Origin of the sequence: Streptococcus infantarius subsp. infantarius ATCC BAA-102, from assembly GCF_000154985.1 — a bacterium.
Lineage (GTDB): Bacteria > Bacillota > Bacilli > Lactobacillales > Streptococcaceae > Streptococcus > Streptococcus infantarius.
This window is the reverse complement of record NZ_DS572684.1, coordinates 1-22,417: the sequence shown is the minus strand read 5'-3', so window position 1 is coordinate 22,417 and position 22,417 is coordinate 1. Positions and strand designations below refer to the sequence as shown.

Annotated in this window: 21 protein-coding genes, 2 tRNA genes and 1 pseudogene; all 24 read right to left on the bottom strand. The window is 37.7% G+C overall.

Translation table 11 applies throughout. From position 1 onward, the window contains the following. Nucleotides 1-122: 122 nt before the first annotated feature. The 24 genes and pseudogenes from STRINF_RS01405 to STRINF_RS01295 all read right to left on the bottom strand — a co-directional run bounded on the left by STRINF_RS01405 (nt 123) and on the right by STRINF_RS01295 (nt 22,321). A complete protein-coding gene (locus STRINF_RS01405) occupies nt 123-1,124 on the bottom strand; it encodes an NAD(P)/FAD-dependent oxidoreductase (RefSeq protein ID WP_006531227.1) in 1,002 nt (333 codons plus the stop codon). Continuing rightward, nucleotides 1,125-1,637, bottom strand: coding sequence for a GrpB family protein (locus STRINF_RS01400; protein ID WP_043878275.1), 513 nt, complete (start codon nt 1,635-1,637; stop codon nt 1,125-1,127). Nucleotides 1,638-1,712: 75 nt separating this feature from the next. Continuing rightward, nucleotides 1,713-2,426, bottom strand: coding sequence for a tRNA (guanosine(37)-N1)-methyltransferase TrmD (gene trmD, locus STRINF_RS01395; protein WP_006531225.1), 714 nt, complete (start codon nt 2,424-2,426; stop codon nt 1,713-1,715). After that, on the bottom strand, nt 2,416-2,934 hold the full coding sequence (gene rimM / locus STRINF_RS01390; protein WP_043878274.1) for a ribosome maturation factor RimM: 519 nt from the start codon (nt 2,932-2,934) through the stop codon (nt 2,416-2,418). The genes trmD and rimM overlap by 11 nt, the downstream gene beginning before the upstream one ends. An 81-nt stretch (nt 2,935-3,015) precedes the next feature. After that, a tRNA-Glu gene (locus tag STRINF_RS01385) sits at nt 3,016-3,087 on the bottom strand. A gap of 30 nt (nt 3,088-3,117) precedes the next feature. Beyond that, nucleotides 3,118-3,189 (bottom strand) — tRNA-Gln (locus STRINF_RS01380). Nucleotides 3,190-3,380: 191 nt separating this feature from the next. Then, nucleotides 3,381-5,993: a cation-translocating P-type ATPase gene (locus tag STRINF_RS01375; RefSeq protein WP_043878273.1), complete on the bottom strand. Its 2,613-nt coding sequence runs from the start codon at nt 5,991-5,993 to the stop codon at nt 3,381-3,383. Between the two features lie 223 nt (nt 5,994-6,216). Next, on the bottom strand, nt 6,217-6,459 hold the full coding sequence (locus STRINF_RS01370) for a KH domain-containing protein (RefSeq protein ID WP_006531222.1): 243 nt from the start codon (nt 6,457-6,459) through the stop codon (nt 6,217-6,219). Nucleotides 6,460-6,476: 17 nt separating this feature from the next. Next, on the bottom strand, nt 6,477-6,749 hold the full coding sequence (gene rpsP / locus STRINF_RS01365; RefSeq protein WP_006531221.1) for a 30S ribosomal protein S16: 273 nt from the start codon (nt 6,747-6,749) through the stop codon (nt 6,477-6,479). A 177-nt stretch (nt 6,750-6,926) separates the two neighbouring features. Continuing rightward, nucleotides 6,927-7,697, bottom strand: coding sequence for a hypothetical protein (locus STRINF_RS01360; protein WP_006531220.1), 771 nt, complete (start codon nt 7,695-7,697; stop codon nt 6,927-6,929). Between the two features lie 54 nt (nt 7,698-7,751). Then, entirely contained in the window at nt 7,752-8,501 is a 750-nt protein-coding gene (locus STRINF_RS01355) for a class I SAM-dependent methyltransferase (RefSeq protein ID WP_006531219.1), read from the bottom strand. An 18-nt stretch (nt 8,502-8,519) separates the two neighbouring features. Next, nucleotides 8,520-9,089 (bottom strand): TVP38/TMEM64 family protein, encoded by a 570-nt coding sequence (locus tag STRINF_RS01350; protein ID WP_187361779.1) that lies wholly within the window; start codon nt 9,087-9,089, stop codon nt 8,520-8,522. A 106-nt stretch (nt 9,090-9,195) separates the two neighbouring features. Next, complete coding sequence (locus tag STRINF_RS10860; protein WP_398577266.1) at nt 9,196-9,513, bottom strand: ABC transporter permease; 318 nt, start codon at nt 9,511-9,513, stop codon at nt 9,196-9,198. Nucleotides 9,514-9,738: 225 nt separating this feature from the next. Continuing rightward, nucleotides 9,739-10,319, bottom strand: a pseudogene (locus STRINF_RS10855) (ABC transporter permease); the annotation flags it as partial. A 117-nt stretch (nt 10,320-10,436) separates the two neighbouring features. Then, nucleotides 10,437-11,147 carry an ABC transporter ATP-binding protein gene (locus tag STRINF_RS01340; RefSeq protein WP_006531215.1) on the bottom strand — a complete coding sequence of 237 codons (711 nt, stop codon included), beginning with the start codon at nt 11,145-11,147 and terminating at the stop codon, nt 10,437-10,439. Between the two features lie 14 nt (nt 11,148-11,161). After that, nucleotides 11,162-12,367, bottom strand: a complete 1,206-nt coding sequence (locus STRINF_RS01335) for an efflux RND transporter periplasmic adaptor subunit (RefSeq protein ID WP_043878271.1) — start codon at nt 12,365-12,367, stop codon at nt 11,162-11,164. Nucleotides 12,368-12,576: 209 nt separating this feature from the next. Next, nucleotides 12,577-15,756, bottom strand: a complete 3,180-nt coding sequence (carB, locus tag STRINF_RS01330) for a carbamoyl-phosphate synthase large subunit (RefSeq protein ID WP_006531213.1) — start codon at nt 15,754-15,756, stop codon at nt 12,577-12,579. Between the two features lie 106 nt (nt 15,757-15,862). Then, nucleotides 15,863-16,951 (bottom strand): carbamoyl phosphate synthase small subunit, encoded by a 1,089-nt coding sequence (locus STRINF_RS01325; protein WP_006531212.1) that lies wholly within the window; start codon nt 16,949-16,951, stop codon nt 15,863-15,865. A gap of 68 nt (nt 16,952-17,019) precedes the next feature. Next, the gene (locus STRINF_RS01320) at nt 17,020-17,946 is read right to left on the bottom strand and encodes an aspartate carbamoyltransferase catalytic subunit (RefSeq protein WP_006531211.1); all 927 of its coding nucleotides are present in this window, start codon (nt 17,944-17,946) and stop codon (nt 17,020-17,022) included. A 4-nt stretch (nt 17,947-17,950) separates the two neighbouring features. Then, complete coding sequence (locus tag STRINF_RS01315) at nt 17,951-19,213, bottom strand: uracil-xanthine permease family protein (protein WP_006531210.1); 1,263 nt, start codon at nt 19,211-19,213, stop codon at nt 17,951-17,953. 31 nt (nt 19,214-19,244) lie between these two features. Continuing rightward, nucleotides 19,245-19,766: a bifunctional pyr operon transcriptional regulator/uracil phosphoribosyltransferase PyrR gene (gene pyrR, locus STRINF_RS01310; protein WP_006531209.1), complete on the bottom strand. Its 522-nt coding sequence runs from the start codon at nt 19,764-19,766 to the stop codon at nt 19,245-19,247. A gap of 287 nt (nt 19,767-20,053) precedes the next feature. Continuing rightward, entirely contained in the window at nt 20,054-20,950 is an 897-nt protein-coding gene (locus STRINF_RS01305; protein WP_006531208.1) for an RluA family pseudouridine synthase, read from the bottom strand. Then, nucleotides 20,934-21,407, bottom strand: a complete 474-nt coding sequence (lspA, locus tag STRINF_RS01300; RefSeq protein WP_006531207.1) for a signal peptidase II — start codon at nt 21,405-21,407, stop codon at nt 20,934-20,936. The genes STRINF_RS01305 and lspA overlap by 17 nt, the downstream gene beginning before the upstream one ends. After that, the gene (locus tag STRINF_RS01295) at nt 21,404-22,321 is read right to left on the bottom strand and encodes a LysR family transcriptional regulator (RefSeq protein WP_006531206.1); all 918 of its coding nucleotides are present in this window, start codon (nt 22,319-22,321) and stop codon (nt 21,404-21,406) included. The genes lspA and STRINF_RS01295 overlap by 4 nt, the downstream gene beginning before the upstream one ends. Nucleotides 22,322-22,417 lie beyond the last annotated feature (96 nt).

Sequence of the window (22,417 nt, the reverse complement as noted above, 5' to 3'; positions counted from 1 at the left end):
CAATGTCAAGCACTTTCTATCAAATTCTATCATTTTTCTATCAGACCGTCAATTTTCAGAAAAGATTCTCAAGAATTTCAGAAAAAGCCTTGTAAGAATGATTCTTACAAGGCTTTTTGTTTTTATTCATTGATTAATGATGTTGAGTGAACAACACGGTTATCACGATCAGGGAAGATATACTTGATAGCTTGATTAATCGCTGTTGGTGCTTCACCAAAACCAGTCGCAATCAAATCAACTTTACCTTCATAATCGGCCGCATCACCAATTGCGTAAACACCTGCTTGACTTGTTTCAAACAACGGTGACACCGCAATACTTGAACGTTTGTAATCCACATTCCAATTTTTAAGGTTTTTATTTGATGTTGAAAATCCAAAACTTACGATCAAAGCATCGAGGGGCAATTCAATTGTTTCGTCAGACTTCACTTTTTGAACAGTTAAGCTCTTAACAAATTGACCATCACCAGAAAGTTCAAATGGCATATAAGGTGTCAAAATGTTAACATTTAACTCTTTCAAAACTTCTACACTGTGTTCATGAGCACGAAAAGCATCACGACGGTGCACAATAGTTACACTTTTAGCCAAGCCATCTAAGTGATTCGCCCAGTCAACAGCTGAGTCACCACCACCACAAATGACTACATCTTTACCAGCAAATTGGTCAAGTTTGTGAACGTTGTAGAAAAGGTTGTTGTCAGCATAAGCTTCTTCACCTTCCAAACCAAGTGTACGAGGGGCAAAAGCACCATTACCACATGCAATCACGATAGCTCGTGAAAAATGTTGACCTTTATTTGTTTCGATAGTAAAAATATCACCATCTTTTTCAAATGTTTTGACTTCTTCTTTAAGGCAAATAGCTGTGCTATCTTTAAAACGATCTAGTTGCTTGATCAGATTTTCAGTCAAATCAGCTGCTGTAATTCCAGGAAAACCAGCAACGTCATAAATCATTTTTTCTGGATAAAGAACTGCAGGTTGTCCACCAAGTTCAGATAAACTTTCAATGATTTTCACCGAAACGCCACGCAAACCAGCGTAAAAGGCTGCAAACAAACCAACAGGTCCACCACCAATGATAGTAATATCATAGATTTCACGATTTTCTGACATTTATATTTCCAACTCCTTGTATATTTCTTCGATAATCGACGATTTATAGGCAATGTATTTATCAATATCTTTAGGGAATAGCTTCGCTGCTTTTTCTTTTACCTCGCCATAAGCCAAAACAGCCTCAGGATGACTACGTAAATAATCACGAAAAGCAAGATGACGCTTCAGTTCAGGCGAATTTTCAGGACAAACATAAATATGATGAACTTGAAGATGCTCTTTGCCTGAGTAAGCAAAAGCTTCTCTACCTTCGATCCCTAAATTTCCCTCATGAACATAACCAATCACTGCTAATTCTTGAATCACCTCAGACAAGTCTGTGTCTATAGCAATCACCAAATCGATGTCAATAATTGGCTTTGCCGAAAGCCCTTGAACAGAAGTACTTCCCACATGTTCTATTTTAAGAATTAAGTCACCTAGAGCAGCTTTAAGCTCTTTGGCAATCTTCTTAAAATCATCTTTCCAACTTTCCTGATAAGACAGAACAAGGACTTCCTTCGTTCGCATAAAACCTCCCCAAAAATAAAGAGACATACAGCCTGCATGTCCTCTATTATATCACATATTCTATTCTTGCACGTCTCACTCTTTGAGAATCTTGCGGAAAATAGCCTCTTCTTCTTTTGTAAAAGCATAATCTTCCAACAAATCCGGTCGACGCTCTAAAGTCTTACGAAGACTTTGTTCAATTCGCCATTTGCGAATATTTTCGTGGTGCCCACTCATCAAAACATCAGGAACTTTCATACCTCTGAAGTCATAAGGACGAGTGTATTGTGGGAACTCGAGCAAACCAGATGAGAACGAATCATCTTGGTGACTCGCTTCTTTTCCAAGAACATTTGGAATTAGGCGAACCGTTGCATCCACAATCGTCATCGCAGCCAATTCACCACCCGTTAAAACAAAATCCCCGAGTGAGATTTCATCCGTTACCAAAGTCTTGATACGTTCATCATAACCTTCATAATGGCCACAGATAAAAATCAACTCATCTTCCTGTGCCAACTCTTCAGCATAGCTTTGATCAAAAGTGCGACCCGCTGGATCCAAAAGAATAACACGAGGTTTCTTCGCATCGATTTTATCAATCGTGTCAAAAATAGGCTGTGCACGAAGCAACATTCCCTGTCCACCACCGTATGGTTCATCATCAACATGACGGGCTTTTTCAGCATTATCACGGAAATTGTGATAGTTAATGTCAAGCAACCCTTTTTCCTTAGCTTTCCCGACAATAGAGTATTCTAAAGGCGCAAACATTTCAGGAAAGAGCGTTAAGATATCAATCTTCATCGTCAAGTCCTTCCAAAATATCCACATCTACACGATTGGCAGCAATATCGACATTTAAAACAACTGGTGGAATGTATGGTAATAGCAAGTCGCGTTTACCTTTACGTTTAACCACCCAAACATCATTTGCACCAGGTTGAAGAATTTCTTTGACTTGTCCGACTAAAACGTCGTTTTCATAAACATCAAGCCCGATAATTTCATGATAGTAAAATTCACCGTCTTCAAGCTCTGACAAGTTTTCTTCAGCTACTTTCAAAGTGCAACCTTTGTATTTTTCAATATCATTGATATGATACATGCCTTTAAACTTGATAATATCAAAATTCTTTTGTTTACGGTGACTAGCAATCTCAACTTCAATAATAAAACGGTCTTTATCATCAAAAATTGCTAATTTTGAACCTTTTTTAAAACGTTCTTCTGTAAAATCCGTCACAGACAACACACGCATCTCACCTTGGAGACCTTGTGTGTTAACAATTTTTCCAACATTAAAATAATTCATGTTTACTCCACTTAACTTAGTCTTTACCATTGTACCATGATAGCAATGAAAAAACCAGCTGCGCTCTGCAACTGGTCAAGATAGTCCGTACGGGATTCGAACCCGTGTTACCGCCGTGAAAAGGCGGTGTCTTAACCCCTTGACCAACGGACCAAAATCAATGTATAAAACCAATGAGGTTTACTGGGGTAGCTGGATTCGAACCAACGCATGAGGGAGTCAAAGTCCCTTGCCTTACCGCTTGGCTATACCCCAAAAAACAGTTACTAGTATATCGAAAATACGAGTCACTGTCAACCTATTTTCTAAAAAAATTAGAAAGAAATATTTCCATAATTTTGGGCTAATTATTTGACAAAACTAACTAAAACAAACTAAAAGGATTGAGCTCCGCATTATACAGCAGAGCTCAATCCTTCAACTAAATAACATTTCACTTTGTCTTATTATTTGCTGTAACGAATCATTTTAATGGCTTGAACAACCAATGTAGGAGCAAACGCTAGGCCTAAAATTGTCAAAATTTGACTTAGTGATAGACTTACAACACCGAACATGCCACCGATGGCTGGAACAAAGACAATAAGAGCAACAAGAGCAAGACCAACCAAGAATGCATAGACAGTATTCTTATTAGAGAAAATACCAATTTTACTTAATGGAAGGTCACTACGACAACTGAATCCATGGAAAAGACGTCCAAGACAGAGCACCAAGAATGCAAAGGTTGTTGCGTAGCCCTTACCAGTATTAACACCGATGAGATAAGCAACCATAACGGCGATGGCAATAAGAATTGCTCCACTAATAACTTCTTTGAAGGTCTTGGCTGTGAGAATAGACTCATTTGGATCGCGTGGCGCATCATCAAGAACAGCTTCCGTTCCTTCCTCCATACCGATGGAAATGGCTGGAAGTGAATCCGTCACCAAGTTGATGAAGAGCAGTTGAATTGCTAAGAAAGGCACGACAAACTTACTATCAAAGAAAGCCATAAAGGTTGTTAGAATAACTACGATAATAGCTGAGCTATTACCAGTCAAAAGATACTTGATGGCATTCTTAATGTTAGCAAATAGGTTACGTCCAACAGTAACTGCTTTAATGATAGTTGCAAAGTTATCATCCGTCAAAATCATGTCTGCAGCGTCTTTTGAAACCTCTGAACCAGTAATCCCCATAGCGATACCGATATCAGCTTGTTTAAGGGCTGGCGCATCGTTGACACCATCACCGGACATCCCAACAACCTTACCTTTGGCTTGCCAAGCGTTGACAATACGAATTTTATGCTCAGGCGCAACACGCGCATAAACTGAAATCTTCTCAAGATCGCGTGCCAATTCTTCGTCGGACATTTTTTCAAGAGTAGCCCCGTCAAGAACCATATCACCTTCTTGGAAAATACCAATCTTACGGGCGATAGAACGACCAGTCACGACATGGTCACCTGTAATCATAATCGGTTTGATACCGGCACGGATAGCCTTAGCAACTGCTTCTTTTGATTCTTCACGCGGTGGGTCAATCATCGACGTCAACCCAACGAAAGTCAAATGATCCTCATGTTTAAAATCAAGTTCATCATCGTCAAAATAACGGAAGGCGTAGCCAAGTACGCGAAGTCCTTCTTCAGCAAACTTATTATTTTGATTAAGGATATTAACCTGGTCATCAGATGTGATTTCGCGAACCTCACCATTAATCAAGACGTGAGTTGTCTGGCGAAGCAATTCATCCGGTGCACCTTTGACAAGGAGGACACGCTGTCCATCAATATCATGAAGAGTTGACATGTATTTACGGACAGAGTCGAATGGTAATTCGGCAACACGTGGGTATTTTTCACGATGATTTTGTTCGGTAATACCGTACTTACGACCTAGTTCAATCAACGCAAGCTCCGTTGGGTCACCAACTTTTTGATCACCATTGATAAACGAATCATTAGTCAAAACCATAGTGTTCATCAAGAATTGAGCTGCTTTGTCAGTCAAATCAAGCTGGTCAGGTTTTACCAATGTTTCGTTGAGGTAAATGTCATTGACCGTCATCTTATTTTGAGTCAACGTTCCTGTCTTATCTGAGGCAATCACTGAGACTGAACCCAAAGTTTCAACAGAATTAAGACTCTTCATAATGGCATTTTCTTTAGCCAATTTTTGACAACTGAGAGATTCCACGATCGTAATAATAGAAGCTAGCGCTTCTGGAACCGCTGCTACTGCAAGGGCAATTGCAAACATGGCCGCTGACATGAAATTCCCAGAATTCCAATAAACCAAACCGAAGACAATCACACAGATAATCATGATTCCCATTGACAAATGTTTTGAAAATTCGTCAATAGAACGTTGAAGGGGTGATTTACGGCTAGTAGCTCCCTTGATTAGTGATGAAATCTTACCGATTTCAGTATTTTCACCGATGTCTGTGACAATAGCAGAGCCATTACCATAAGTAACTTGAGAACTAGTGAAGACCATATTGGTCTGGTCACCGATAACCACTTCTCCTGCAATAGGGTCAACCGTCTTATCAACCGCATGGCTTTCACCTGTCAGAGCTGATTCGTTAACCTGAAGCGAACTCGCATCAACAATACGAGCGTCAGCGACAATCATGTCACCTGCTTCAAAGACAACCAAGTCACCAATAGTCACATCCGTAGAATCAATTTCTTGCTTCTGACCGTCACGAATAACCTTAACCTTAGGGACAGACAAAGACTTCAAAGAATCAACTGATTTTTGTGCATTGAGCGTCTGAGTGGTCCCCAAAATCGCATTCAAAATCAATACCGCAATAATAACAATCGTTGACTTTAAATCACCAGTCGCACCAGAAATCAAGGCTGCAACAATCAAAATAATGACAATCAAATCCTTGAATTGGTCAATAAAAATTTGCAATGCACTAGGTCGATCAGCTTCCTTGAGCTCATTAGCCCCGTAGCGCTCTTTGCGTTTAGCTGCTTCTTGCGACGACAATCCGTTCAAGGAAGTATTCAACTCTTCCATTGTCTCATCAGAAGACTTTCGATAAAAAGAACATAGCATCCTCCTTCTGGTCTCTTTTGCAACAAAAAAGAGACCTGTTTTACTAAAACAAGTCTCGCTATTTCATATATTGCCAGAAATTTCTTTCGTATTGACGACAATATAACGAACCTAGTTCGCTAGCTACTCCCTCATATTACCACTATTATAGCATAAATAGGAAAAAATTCAAATGAGAACGTTTTAGAAAAATGTAAAGAGACCGAACCGAAGTTCAGTCTCTCTAGTTTTCCTCATCAATAACGAGTCTTACTTTTTTACCTTGAGTTGGTACCGAATAGACAATCGATCTTATCGCTGTAATGGTACGACCTTTTTTACCGATAACACGACCGATGTCCTGTGCATCCAAATCAAGATGATATTCTAAAAACTCAGGTGTATCTTCAATTTTAATGGTAAGATTATCTGGTTGTGAAATCAAAGGTTTCACAATAGCGATAATAAGATTTTCAATGGTATCCATAGGCTTAGTTTACTCTATTATTTTAAAAATTTTGAATCGTGGAATTTTTTCATAACGCCTTCACGTGAAAGGATGTTACGAACTGTATCTGAAGGTTGAGCACCTTTAGACAACCATTCAAGAACACGTTCTTCTTTAAGTGATACTTGGTTTTCTTCGATAAGTGGGTTGTAAGTACCAACTGTTTCGATGAAACGACCGTCACGTGGAGTACGTGAATCAGCTACGTTGATACGGTAGAAAGGTTTTTTCTTAGAACCCATACGAGTTAAACGGATTTTTACTGCCATTAGTATAAAGTCTCTTTTCTATTTTTTTGTTTAGGTTAATAGCTCTGCTACTAACTCACTTAATTTATTATATCATAAAAAGATAAGGTGTCAAGAAAAAAACTTGACACCTTTTAAAATTTTTTTCAAATTGTTAAACAATATAAGCATTGTAGATTACTTAGTTTACAATTCATATTACTTATAACCAATAACTTTTTCTGAAACTTCAGTAATTATTTCATCAGAAATATCGCTTACAGATAGTGAATATGCTTTATTAAGTCTCGGATTGAAAATTCCGAGATTCTGAATATTGTTAAACTCTAGATAATTAGAATGCTTTCCCATTATATAATAAATCAATATTTGAAGTGTCTGGTCTTTATTTGGCTCTTTCTTTGATACTTTAAAATCCCAAAGAGTATCAGCAGTTAAATAGTCACCATCACCTATAGTAATAACATCAGTATAAGCTCCCTCAAAAGTAAAACCATCTTTAGTAACTGGTCCATAATTTTCAATAAATGCAAGTGATCTTAGGACCATTGTACGTACATTCTCAATAGTCTCATCAGTTAGAACAGGACTATTTTCTTTTTGCATACTCCTATAAAAGGATGACATTTGTACACGATAATATACATCAAATTCAACAAGTTTATGAGCACAACGTATCGATTCATCATCTAAACCTGTAACGTGCTTTAAAAACGCCTTTGCCAATTCATACTCAGAAATATTTTTAGCCCCTTGTAAAGAAACTTTAAATGCATCCTCTAACGGTGCTCCATTCATAAATCGAGTAAGATAATCAACCAACAATCCAACAAGAATAGGATGTATGTTCTCTTCATCATTTAACGCTGTCTCATCATCAAATTGTTGGACATGAAATGCTGTCTTGGGTCGGATATATCCTCCCCAAGGTTGTTTCACTTGTTTTATACGTTGTGTTACTGAAACCATTTTTTCTCCTCAATATAGTAATATAAAATTATTCAGATAGTAATATATTACCAATTAAATCTCAATTACACCATAATGGAACTTCTGATTCGGTCGCACAAATTGCTTAAACCCATAGATTTCAAATACCTTATCTCTAAAATGAGCTTTAATGATAATTTTCTTTCTTGCAACGCGCTTTGCTTCTCTCAAAAATTCTTCTGAAAAAGCTGTGTCGTTAGCATATTGGCGTAAGCCATCTAAATTTTTAGACTCCGTAATTCTCTCAGAAAACATTGGATCACAGTAAATGACATCATAAGAATTATCTGGCAATGTTTTTAAATAAGCTAAATTCTTCGCACAAACCGTGTGAATTGAACGCATGGCTTTATTTAAAACTTCTGAATCAGACTGATAATGCTGTAATCCTTCTGATACAATAAAATGAATGATTGGGTGGCTTTCCACCGCTGTGACAGTGTGGCCCGCATAAGCCATGACAATGCTATCACTTGCTAAGCCCATCGTGCTATCAAGAATTCGCAAAGGTTCTTTTCCCAACAAATCAATTAAAGCATCATGTGAGCTTTTAATACGTAGCATAGCAGTGTCTGGATGAAAAACAAGTTCACTACCATCTTGATTTACCAGGCAAAGCTTATTATCATAAACCAGAAGAAGACCTTCTCTTCCCTTTAAAAGCTTTGTTACTGATTGCTTTTGCCGTTTGATGATAGGCAAAGAAAGCTTCTCTCCGATTATTCTTGCTCTTTTTAATAAATCATCATTTTCCCTTAAACTCGTTGTAATTGCAATAGTCATATATCTATTATAACAAAATCAAAGCAAACTTCTGATAAATTGCCCGCCGTAAATCCAGAAGTAACTAAAAGCAACGATTGAAATCGGCTTGCAAAGTAAAATAATATAAAGGAATCGTTTAAAAGACATCTTAGATAAACCTGTAATCATAACCAAAATGTCTGCTGGCGAGATTGGTGAAGCCATGTTCAGCGCAAAAACTGTTTCGTAGGTTGATGAAGCTAACTTTTCCTCATATTTGGCATAAGTTTGCTCATCAATAAAGAGCATGATGAATGGTTTGCCGTAGCGGCGAGTTAACAAGAATAGAATGATACTTCCAATTACTATCCCAACATAATTTAGGATAAAGCCTAGAATAGGTCCAAAAGCCATAAACCCCACAACTGTGGTCACTCCCCCAGGAATAATTAGAATAACTACTTGGATGATTTGTAGAAGAAGAAAAGCAAAACTCCCAAGAATAAGATGACCTTTTAGAGCTCTTGTTAAGGCATCTGGATCATTTAAAATATCCAAATTCTTAAACAGATAAACTAAAAATAGAAGCGTTAAAACAATTGAAAAAATTCCTAGAAATTTAACCAGTTTTTTAAAGCACCATACATTGTATCACCCTTTATTTTTATTTGTTACTTTAAAACCATTATACAAGGGTTGATCCTATTAAACAAGAATTCTTATAACTTTCTCACTATTCATAGCGAAGAGCTTCAATCGGATCTAGTTTACTTGCTTTATTAGCCGGCAAAAGTCCAAAAATAACACCAATTATCGCTGAGAAGATAAGACTTCCTAAAGCAATGTTTAATGAGATTGATGGTTTTACATTTGGAATGCTATTTCCAATAAGGCTTGTTAAACCAGAAGCTAGACAAAGTCCAATTAAACCACCTAAAATTGTCAATACCATTGATTCAATCAAAAATTGTGTCAAAATCTTTTGACGGGTTGCTCCAAGAGCTTTTCGTAAACCAATTTCTCGTGTACGCTCGGTAACAGATACCAACATGATATTCATAACCCCAATACCACCAACAAGAAGAGAAATACCTGCGATAGCACCAATAACTGCTGTCATCATGCTGTAAGCAGAGCTGACTTGCGAAATAACTTGTGACATGTCGAAGATTGTAAAACGACCAGTTCTCACCCCTGACAACTGCGTCAAGAGACGAGCCGCTTCTTTTCCGACTTTTGTTGTTTGTTTGACGTCTTCAACATGAACAAATGCCGCTTGAACTTCATCCACATTAAACTCAGCAGCTAATTGAGTATTGGTCATGACAGCATTCCCACCTGATTGCATGCCATATTGCTGAGATCCAGCATTTGGATCTTTATAAACACCAACAACCAAATAATTTTTTGAACCAATTGATACATGTTGATTTAGTGCATTTTCATTGCTACCAAATAATTTAACTGCAAGCTTGGTATCCAACATGACAATACGAGAAAATCGACTGTAATCGCCAGTTTCCAAGCTTCGTCCTGCAAGAACTTTGTACTTTTAACCGTAAAGTAGGTTCTGTTAACTCCTGTTATGTTAACATTTTTTGACTTTTTCTGATTGCCCTCAACTGTTGACGTTGTACTATTGGTTAAATAATAATTTTCAACATCTTGCAGCTCACTAGTAATTTTTTGTAGCCATTCTTCTTTAATAGCTGGCCCCTTATCAGCTTCTCTAGGATCTGTATCGTCAAAAACATCAATATTATCAGTCTTTTTTGTTGTGTAATAGAGCTGAACATCTTGACTGTCTGAAGCAAACATATTAGTGACTTGATTAGTCATTCCTTGCCCCAAAGCCATGATAACCACGACTGAAGCTACACCAATAATAACCCCTAAAGTCGTCAGAAACGAACGCATCTTGTGCCCCATAATTGAACTTAGGGCGAATTTCCAATTTTCCATTATAATCCTCCCCTAATCAATTCTGACACTTTCTGTCGTGTCTCGCGTAATCTCACCATCGCGAATAACAATTTTTCGTGTAGCAAAATCAGCAATTTCAGGTTCATGCGTAACCATAACAATTGTTTTTCCTTCACGATTAAGCTCAGTCAATAATTGCATGATTTGGTCACTTGTCTTGGTATCAAGTGCACCGGTTGGCTCATCAGCAAGAATGATTGATGGATTATTCACCAAGGCACGCGCAATAGCTACACGTTGTTTTTGACCACCTGATAACTCTGATGGCAAATGTTTCATGCGTTCGCTGAGCTCAACTTTTTCCAAAAATTGTTTGGCTAATTGACGTCGTTTTGACGAATTTACCCCGGCGTAAACAAGCGGAAGCTCAACATTTTGCAAAGCAGACAATTTTGAAAGAAGGAAAAATTGTTGAAAAACAAATCCGATTTCTTGATTTCTAACTTTGGCTAATTGCTTTTCTTTGAGTTCTTCTACTTGTGTTCCATTTAAACTATAATCACCTGAGGTTGGTTTGTCTAACAAACCAATGATGTTCATTAGAGTTGATTTACCAGAACCAGATGGACCCATAATTGCTACGAATTCACCTTCATAGACTGTCAAATCAATTCCTTTGAGGACATTAAGCTCTTGATCACCATTACTATAGGATTTTACGACATTACTTAGCTGAATTAATGCTTTTTTCTCATCTTTCACTACTTACTCACCTCTTATTTTTCTGTTGTAGCGGCATCTTCAGTAGTGACTTTATCTACTTTCTCACCATTCTTCATTGATTTTTCAGGGTTTGAAATAACTGTTTGTCCGACTTCCAAACCACTTAAAATTTCTTGTTGAGAAGCATCTGCATTACCAACGGCTACTTCAACTTTGCTGATTTTCTTAGTCGCTTTATCGTAAACCCAAACAAATTTCTTGTCACCTTCAGATACAAGAGCATCAACAGGAACTAATTTGTTTTTATTTTCGTTGACAACTTCCACAGAAACTGTAAAGCCTTGTTGAAGATTTGCTGTGTCTCCAGTCAAATCAATCTTGTAATCATATGAAGCTGCACTGTTTGATGAGCCATTTGATTCAGAAGAGGCTGTTTGATTTGGATAATTTGAAATATATGAAATCGTACCTGTCCACTCTTTATCAGGATATACTTTTGATTTGATTTTAACATTTTGACCTGTTTTAATATTTGCTAAATCATACTCTGTCAACGTCCCTTTAACTTGAAGTTGACCTTCAGTAGCAACATGGACAAGAGTTTGACTATTTTTAGATGCTGGATCAATGTCGTTATTTACTTCAACAACTGTACCAGACACATCGCTAGTAATGATTGTTTCATTTAAAGCTTGTTGCGCTTTATTCACTTCTGCTTGTGCATCTGCATAAGCATCATTCAAGTCTTGTAATTGTTGATTGTAATCTGCTGTTTGTTGAGCAGTTGGTTGTTGAGTAACTGTCTTTTCTTCACCAGTTTCGTCATCAGTCGTTGTTGATGTTGTTGGAAGATTACCATATTTTTTCAGATGGTCAATCTGGCGTCCAACTTTATTAAGAGCACGAACGGCTGTGTCATATGTTGCTTGAGCTGTGGTTGAGTCGTATTGAACCAATTGTTGACCAGTTGTAATTTGATCTCCTACAGCAACAGTTGCCTTAGCAGAGCTGCCTTTACTGCTATCAAAATAAACATACTGCTCTTGAAGAGCCTTTACTTGTCCCGTTAAGAGTGTTGTTGATGAAACCGTTCCTTCTGTTACTTTTACAGCTTTATAAGAAACTTCAGCGTTCGCAGCTTTTGCTTTTGATTGTTGCACAAGCATTAAGCCTCCACCTGCAAGAACAAAGAACGCTGCCGCTGCACCAATCATCACCTTAGTTTTTTTTGACATACTTGATTTACTTCTTCTAGACATAATAATCCTCATATTCTTTCTTGTATAGTTGTATCACTCAGATAGAACAATTATACATTTTTGATATTTTACTGTCAAGAACAAACCTGACCACTATCTTTATCAAATATTATAGAATTTTTTTAGCATTGCATTCTTACAAGTTTGTAAGAGAAAAAAGCCTGAGACATTTTGTCTCAGACTTTTCAAATATATATTTAGACTTAAAATTAGATGGCTTGTGTTGTAAATCCTCGACTTTCAAGGACACGAATCATAGCATCTACTGTATCGAGCGCGGTAAAGAGAGGCACACCGTGTTCAATAGCAGAGCTACGAATAATCGCACCATCTTCGTCAAGTGTACGTTTTGTACCGACTGTATTCACAATCGCTTGTATTTTACCTGTACGAACAAGTGCAGGAATATCATTGTCATCATCCTGACCAATCTTATCAATGATTGTTGAATCAAGTCCATGTTCAGCAAAGAACTTAGCTGTTCCGTGTGTTGCAAAAATGCTGTAGCCAATGTTAGCAAAGCGTTTTGCCAAGCCAAGAGCTTCTTCTTTAGTATCATCAGATACTGTGAAGACAACATTACCAAATGATGGCAAGTGAAGATATGACGCTTCAAAAGCTTTGTAAAGTGCTTTTTCAAGAGTCAAATCAGAACCCATAACTTCACCAGTTGATTTCATTTCAGGGCCTAAAAGACTATCAACCTTAGCAAGTTTTGTGAATGAGAAGACTGGCGCCTTGACATGCACAAAATCAGATTCTGGGTAAAGTCCATCTTCATAACCAAGATCAGCAAGACTTTGTCCAAGAATCAATTTAGTTGCAACTTGTGCCATTGGAATGTTAGTTACTTTTGATAAGAATGGAACTGTACGACTAGCACGAGGGTTAACTTCGATAACATAAACTGTTTCATCTTTAATGACAAATTGAATGTTCATCATACCGTAGCAGTTCAAACCAATTGCCAAACGTTTTGTGTAGTTTGCAATGGTTTCTTGTACTTTTTTAGAAAGTGTTTGTGGTGGATAAACAGCCATTGAGTCACCTGAGTGAACACCAGCGCGTTCGATGTGTTCCATAATACCTGGAATAAGCACATCTTTACCATCTGAAATAGCATCCACTTCACACTCACGACCAACGATATATGAGTCAACAAGAACCGGATGGTCTGGACTTGCTTTAACGGCAGTACGCATGTAAGAACGAAGGTCATCTTCATTTTCTACAATTTCCATCGCACGCCCACCAAGAACATAAGATGGACGAACCAAAACTGGGAAACCAATCTTGTGAGCAGCTTCAACCGCTTCTTCTTCGTTGGTAGCTGTTTGTCCTGGTGGTTGAGGAATATCCAATTCTTTCAAAGCTTGCTCAAAGAGGTCACGGTCTTCAGCACGGTCAAGGTCAGCAACTTGTGTACCAAGGATAGTAACACCAGCTTTTGACAATGATTCTGCCAAATTGATAGCTGTTTGACCACCGAATTGCACGATAATACCTTTTGGTTGTTCGAGTTCGATAACATTCATAACATCTTCGAATGTTAATGGTTCGAAGTAAAGTTTATCAGAGATTGAGAAATCTGTTGATACCGTTTCTGGATTTGAGTTCATGATAATGGCTTCATATCCAGCTGCTTGAATGGCTTTAACTGAGTGAACAGTGGCATAGTCAAATTCAACCCCTTGCCCAATACGAATTGGACCTGAACCAAGAACGATGATAGATTCTTTATCAGATTTGACTGATTCATTTTCCCATTCATATGTTGAATAGAAATATGGTGTTGCTGATTCAAACTCAGCTGCACACGTGTCAACCATTTTATAAACTGGAATGATTTTATTTTCAGTACGAATGGCACGCACATCATCGGCGGTCATATTCCAAAGTTCTGCAATCTTAATGTCTGCAAAACCATTACGTTTTGCTTCTTTAAGAACGTCAACATCTCCGACATGACTCGCCAATTCTTGTTCAAGTTCAAAGATGTGGAGCAATTTATCAAGGAAGAAGAGATCAACTTTTGTTAATTTTGATAATTCTTCAATAGTATAGCCACGACGAATTGCTTCAGAAAGGTAGAATAAACGATCGTCTTGAGCACGAACAATCTTATTAACTAATTCATCATCAGTAACATTTGTGAGCTCTGGCATTTCATTATGATGAACACCAATTTCAAGTGAGCGACAAGCTTTAAGAAGTGATTCCTCAATGTTACGACCGATTGCCATAACTTCACCTGTTGCTTTCATTTGTGTTCCTAGGCGACGTTCACCGTTTTCAAACTTATCAAATGGGAAACGAGGAATTTTAGCAACCACATAGTCAAGAGCTGGTTCAAACATAGCATATGTTGTACCAGTTACTGGGTTCACCATCTCATCAAGAGTCAAACCAACAGCGATTTTAGCAGCTAATTTCGCGATTGGGTAACCAGTTGCTTTTGAAGCGAGGGCTGATGAACGTGACACACGTGGGTTAACTTCGATAACATAGTATTTGAAACTATTTGGGTCAAGAGCTAGCTGAACGTTACATCCACCTTCAATTTTAAGGGCACGAATGATGCTTAGACTAGCGTTACGCAACATTTGGTTTTCAATATCTGAAAGAGTTTGTGTTGGTGCAAATACAATTGAGTCCCCAGTATGGATACCAACTGGATCAAAGTTTTCCATATTACAAACAACAAGAGCATTGTCAGCAGCATCACGCATAACTTCATACTCAATTTCTTTGAAGCCAGCAATAGAACGTTCAATCAAACATTGTGTTACTGGTGATAATTTCAAACCATTTTCAGCGATTTCGCGAAGTTCTTCTTCGTTATCACACATACCGCCACCAGTACCTCCAAGAGTGAAGGCTGGACGAACGATAACAGGATAACCGATTGATTCTGCAAATGCAACAGCTTCATCAACAGTATTTACAATTTCAGATTCTGGAATTGGTTGGTTGAGTTCTTCCATCAACTGTTTGAAGAGATCGCGGTCTTCTGCTCGTTCAATAGCTGATAGTTTTGTTCCCAACAACTCAACACCAAGTTCATCAAGAATACCAGCTTTTGACAATTCCATCGCCATGTTAAGACCAGTTTGTCCTCCCAAAGTTGGAAGCAAAGCATCTGGACGTTCTTTGCGAAGGATACGAGTAACAAATTCTGTTGTCAAAGGTTCAATGTAAACCTTATCTGCAATCTCTTTATCAGTCATGATTGTCGCAGGGTTTGAGTTAACTAGAACTACGTTGTAACCTTCTTCTTTGAGGGCTAAACAAGCTTGTGTTCCGGCATAGTCAAATTCTGCTGCCTGACCGATAATAATCGGACCAGAACCAATCACCATAATTTTTTTAATATCTGTACGTTTTGGCATTATTTTCTCCTATTTGTCAACTCTCTGATTGACTTTAAATATGTTAATGACCTTGCTGTCAGTCATTTTGCAATTTACCGACAAGATTTTGATGTCGAATGACTTTTTAACGATTAGCTTTTTCAGCTTGGAATGCATCAATCAATTCGATGAAATCATCAAAGAGATAACTTGCATCATGTGGACCAGGCGAAGCGTCTGGGTGAAATTGCACTGAGAAAGCTGGAAAATCACGGTGACGAACACCTTCTACGGATTTATCATTGATTTCTTCGTGAGTTACCATAAGGCAATCTGGAAGTGTGTCGCGATCAACTGCGTAACCGTGGTTTTGACTTGTAAAATCAATACGACCTGTTGCAATTTCGCGAACGGCATGGTTAAATCCACGGTGACCAAATTTCATTTTATAGGTTTTAGCACCATTAGCAAGGCTAAATAATTGGTGTCCCATACAGATTCCAAAAATCGGAATTTTCCCTTGTACGCCACGAATCATATCTAGAACTTCTGGAACATCTTCTGGGTTACCAGGACCATTTGATAGCATCACACCATCTGGATTAAGGTGAAGAATTTCTTCAGCTGAAATGTTGTAAGGAACAACTGTCACATTACATTTACGTTTTGAAAATTCACGTAGAATAGAATGTTTAAGTCCGAAGTCCACCAAAACAATATTTTTTCCAACACCTGGTGCTGGGTAAGCAGTTTTAGTTGATACTTGTTCGATGTTATTGGTTGGCAACACTGTAGCTCGCAATTGATCTTGTAAATGCTCAATCGTATCACCAGCATTTGCAAGAGTCGCTTTCATAGTACCATGCTTACGAATGATTTTTGTAAGGGCACGAGTATCAATTCCTGAGATTCCTGGAATATTTTTAGCCTTCAAGAACTCATCCAAAGTCATTTGATTACGCCAGTTATTGGCACGACGGGCGTTTTCAGATACGACAACACCTTTACAAGTTGGTGTAATTGATTCATAGTCATCACGGTTAATCCCATAGTTACCAACAAGTGGGTAAGTAAAAGTCAAAATTTGACCGTTGTAAGATTGGTCTGTGATTGATTCTTGGTAACCTGTCATACCAGTGTTAAAAACAATCTCACCAGTTACATCAAGGTCAGCTCCAAAAGCCTTCCCTTCAAAAATTGTTCCATCTTCTAAAATTAAAAGTCTTTTTGCCATTTTTATTCCTCTCGTTTGCTCTCACGGGAGCACTTTAACGTTTATTAGCAGACACTTCAAAATAATTGTTAAGCTTTACCGTTAAGTACAGCTTCTAGAATTGCCATGCGGACAAACATACCATTTTGCATTTGTCGAGCAATTCTTGATTTTGGTGCTTCTACCAAGTGATCAGCAATCTCAACATCACGATTAACTGGTGCTGGGTGCATGATGATTGCAGAAGGCTTCATTTTATCATATCGGTCATATGTAAGACCGAATGTTTTGTGATAAGTTTCTTTTGAAAAACCACGTTCACTATCATGACGTTCGTGTTGGACTCGCAACATCATCATAACATCAACTTGATCAACAATCTCATCGATAGCCACGTATTTTCCATACACATCAAATTCACTTGAATACCACTGCTCTGGACCTGCAAAATACAACTCTGCTCCTAAGCGTTTTAGGATTTGCATATTAGATTTTGCAACACGTGAATGCGTGATGTCACCAACGATAGCCACTTTTAGATTTTCAAAACTACCAAACTCTTCATAAATCGTCATCAAGTCTAACAAACATTGACTTGGGTGTTGACCTGAACCGTCTCCACCATTAACGATTGCTGTTTGAATTGTTCGGCTATCAATTAATTCTTTGTAGTAATCTTCCATTGAGTGGCGAATTACACAAATATCAATTCCAAGAGAACTCATTGTCAAAATCGTGTCATACAAAGTTTCCCCTTTGTTGACTGAACTTGTTTTAGCATCAAATTCGATAACATCTAAACCAAGTTTTCTTTCTGCAACTTCGAAAGATTTGTGTGTACGTGTTGATGGTTCAAAGAAAAGATTAGCTGCAAAATACTGTCTGTCCAAACTAAAGTCGGCTTCATTGTTCTTAAACGCGATTCCGCGTTTAATCAAGCCTAGCACTTCTTCATTTGATAAAGTTTCCATTGTTACCAAATGCTTTAGTGAAACAACGCCATCTGTAATTGCCATTTTTTTAGTCCTTTTCTGGAAGAATTTGATACAAGATAATACCTAGAAGTGTTGAGAAAGCAACACCTGTAATTTGTAAACCAGCAACTTGCAATGTCAAACCACCGATACCAGACACTAGGATAACACTTGCAATCAAAAGATTTTTCTTATTGTCAAAATCAATTTTATTTTCAACTAAAATTTTAAGACCACTTGATGCGATAACACCAAAGAGGGCAATTGAAATACCACCGATAACTGGTGTTGGAATTGATGAAAGAAGAGCTGAGATTTTTCCGATAAAGCTCATCACTATAGCAATTACTGCTGCTCCAGCAATAACATATACTGAGTAGATTTTGTTAAGGGCCATAACACCAATATTTTCACCATATGATGTTACCGGTGGAGCACCGAAGAAACCAGCGATAATTTGTGCCAAACCATCACCTGTAAGCGTACGGTCAAGACCCGGATCTTTAAAGAAATCACGTCCTGTTAAGCTGTTAAGAACCATCACGTGACCAAAGTGTTCAGTCATTGTTACAAAAGCGATTGGAGCCATTGTCAAAATAGCACTTGGGTAAAGTTTGAAATGATAATCAACAAAGAGAATATCAAAACTTGGAACTTGGAACCAAGCTGATTTTGCCACACCTGACAAATCAACAATACTTTGACCAGTTACCGCACCAACTACCAATGCAAAAATGTAACCAACAATCAATCCAAGCAAGATTGGAATAACACCGATAATCTTTTTACCATACATGTTAAAGAGAATAACCGCAAGAAGAGTTACCATCCCAACTAAAAGGTAAGTAAAATTGTAAGCACCATTTTTTAGCATAACATCGTTAACAGCTGTTGTCGCAAGACTAAGACCAATAACGATGATGATTGGTCCAACCACAATAGGTGGAAGAACTTTATCAATCCATGCATTTCCGGCAAATTTTACAATCAAGGCAACGATTAAGTAAACCAAACCACCCGCGATAGCCCCCTGTGCTACCGCTGCAATCCCGTCAGTCTTCATTAACATTTGCATAGTTGCAATGTAAGCAAAACTTGAACCCATGTAAGCTGGGATTTTATATTTGGTTACTGTCAAATGTGCTAAAGTACCTAAACCACTTGAAAATAGAGCAATCGCTGGATCAATACCAACTAAGATTGGTACCAAAACTGTTGAACCAAACATTGCAAACAAATGTTGAAATGATAATCCAAACAGCATTCCTGGTTTTGGCATATCATGCACATCATATCTTACGTTTTCCACTTTTTATCATCCTCCTCAATTCTAATACTGCTTAGCTTGGATCTACAATGCTAACGCGATCTTTACCATCTACTTCGATCACTTCAACAATGATTTCCTCGATAGCACTTGTTGGGATGTTTTTACCAACATAATCAGCACGAATTGGGAGTTCACGGTGTCCACGGTCAACAAGAACAGCAAGGCTAACACGAGCTGGACGACCAAGACTTACTAAGTTATCAATAGCCGCACGAATTGTACGTCCTGTATAAAGAACATCATCAATCAAGATAACATCTTTACCAGTAATATCAACTGGCATATCAGTTGTATCTTCTTCAACTTTCATATCATCACGGAAAGGTTTTGTATCAAGTTCACCAAGCGGAATATCAATACCTTCCAATTGTTTCAAGCGATCTTGAATACGACGAGCAATGAAGACACCACGTGTCTTAATTCCTGCAAGAACAATATTGTCAAGATTTTTATTACGCTCAATAATCTCATAAGTGATACGTGTAATCGCACGTTTCATTGTTACGTCATCAACAATTTCTTTTGTTTTCATAAACAAACCTCTCTTAATATACAAAAAATCTCCTCGTTACCAAGGAGATTCCACAAAATATAGGTACAACTATACCAGTTGCACGCTTCTTTTACCGTTCTCTCCTTGCCTGCCTCACGGGACAGTATTAAAGGATAATATTTACTCTTATATAATACCAAATCTTTCATCATTTGACAAGGGATTTATTATTTTCAGCAAAAAAATATTTCGTGATTTTTCGCAAAAACGAATAAAAAAAGCAGGACTTTCCAAAAGGTTTATCACTGCAATTTTTATCATATGTTTTAAGCTTTTCCGCTTCGCAATTTTTCAAGTGTTTCTTTAAAAATCACTGGCACTTCAGCTGTAAAAGTCATTGTTTCACCTGTTTTTGGATGTGTAAAGCCAAGTGTTTGGGCATGCAAGAATTGACCATTACCTTTCAATGTCTTACGTGGTCCGTACAATGGATCTCCTGCAACTGGGTGTCCAATATAAGCCATGTGCACACGGATTTGGTGAGTTCGACCTGTTTCAAGCGTCAATTCAACCAAAGTATAGTTACCAAAGCGTTCTAAAACTTTGAAATGAGTTACAGCTGGTTTTCCTTTAGCCGTAACAGCTTGTTTTTTACGGTCTTTCTCAGAACGTCCAATCGGTGCTTCAATAACACCACGATCATTTGGAATATTACCATGTACGATAGCCACATATTTACGAAGGGATTTTTTATCCTTCAATTCAGCAGCAAGTGCATTGTGGGCAGTATCATTTTTGGCAATCATCAAAAGCCCTGAAGTGTCTTTATCAATTCGGTGAACAATCCCTGGTCGAATCACACCGTTGATAGATGACAAATCTTTGATATGATACATCAAAGCATTGACCAAAGTACCTGACGTGTGACCTGCAGATGGATGAACAACCATGCCTTGAGGTTTGTAAACCACTGCGACATCTTCATCTTCATAAACAATATCAAGTGGAATATTTTCAGCTTTATATTCAAGTACCTCTTCTTCTGGCACTTCATAAGTCACAACATCGCCAACTTTGACAGCATATTTTGCTTTAACAGCTTTGCCGTTTACTAAAACTGTTCCTTTTTTAATTTCATCATTAGCTTGGCTACGTGACAAGTCTGTTAAGTCTGCTAACGCCTTATCTAAACGAGCGCCAGCTTCTTTAATGATTAATTCCATTTTCCTCCTCTTTCCATAGGGCGATAAATAAAATCACTACCCCAACTGTTAAATACGAATCCGCCACATTAAAAATAGCAAAATTCATAAAATCCAAATGAACCATATCAACAACGTAACCAAGTCGCAAACGGTCGATAAAATTACCGATTCCACCCGAAATAATCAGCAAAAGTCCAAATAAGAACCAAAAATTGCCATTAATATTTTTAATAAAATAATAGCAAGCGGCTCCGACAACAGCAAGTGTAATCACCGTAAAAAACCACTGCTGATTCTGCAAAATAGAGAAAGCTGCACCATAATTACGTAAATAAGTTAAGCTAAAAATACCTGGCACACATTTGCGAATGGCATTTAAAGGAATATGATTGACAATCCATTGCTTGCTTAATTGATCCAACAAAATCAACATCACAGCAGCTAATGGAAAATAAAGTTTTCTATAGTTTTTCATTTGGTCACCTTTGGACTGAATTTTTCAAAATAATCTTTCATGACAGTGATGAATTTCAAAGCACAAGCCGATAAATTTTTATCACGACGCTTGATATAAACCATTTTATTATCTAGCTTGTCTTCAAGTGGAATAACAGTAATACCATTAAAACTACGGCTATCTAGGAAACCTGAACCAGTTGCGTAGGCATCTGTACGCTCTAAAATACCATTTAAGGTTGCACGGTCAGTCACATTAAAAACATGTGGACTATCACTGGTATCAACAAAATTCTCAGAATAATAAAGGTACTCGTCTTTTTCTTGGGTGAAACGGACCGTTGGTAGCTCCTTCAAATCCTCCATTACAAGACTTTCCTTTTGTGCCAAAGGATGAGTCTTAGCCAGATAAATATGAGTCTTAAAAGGGATTAACTCGACAAATTCCAAGCCTAATTTTTCCATACGTTGCAAAAGTCCTTTGCGATTTTGATTATTTAAATAAATAATCCCAATCTCACTATCACCTTGAGCTACCTCATCAAAAATTTGAATAGTTGTTGACTCAAAAATACGAAAATCCTTATGCTCTGGATGAGCCTTAGAAAAGGTTGTTACCAAAGGCGGTAAAAAATCGTAGTGCTGACTAGCAATAGAAAACTCATCTGAATCAGCCGACGATTGTGAAAATTGTTTCTCAAATGAGTCAAAACTCTTAACAACCTCCAAAGCTTTTTCATAAAAAGTCATTCCGTGACTCGTTAAGACAGCACCTGTCGTTGTACGTGTAAAAATTTGAAAACCTAATTCACCTTCAAGGTCCTTAATAGCTACTGACAAACTTGGCTGACTGACAAAAAGCTTCGAAGCTGCTTCACGAAAGGTCCCACTGTTTGCAATAGCTACAACATATCGTAATTGTTGTATATTCATTGTCAATCATTCTTTCTAAAAAATCAATCATCTTTATTATAGCAAAATATAGCTAATGGCGCTATATCAAGCCCAAAGTGACTGGCTAACCATTTT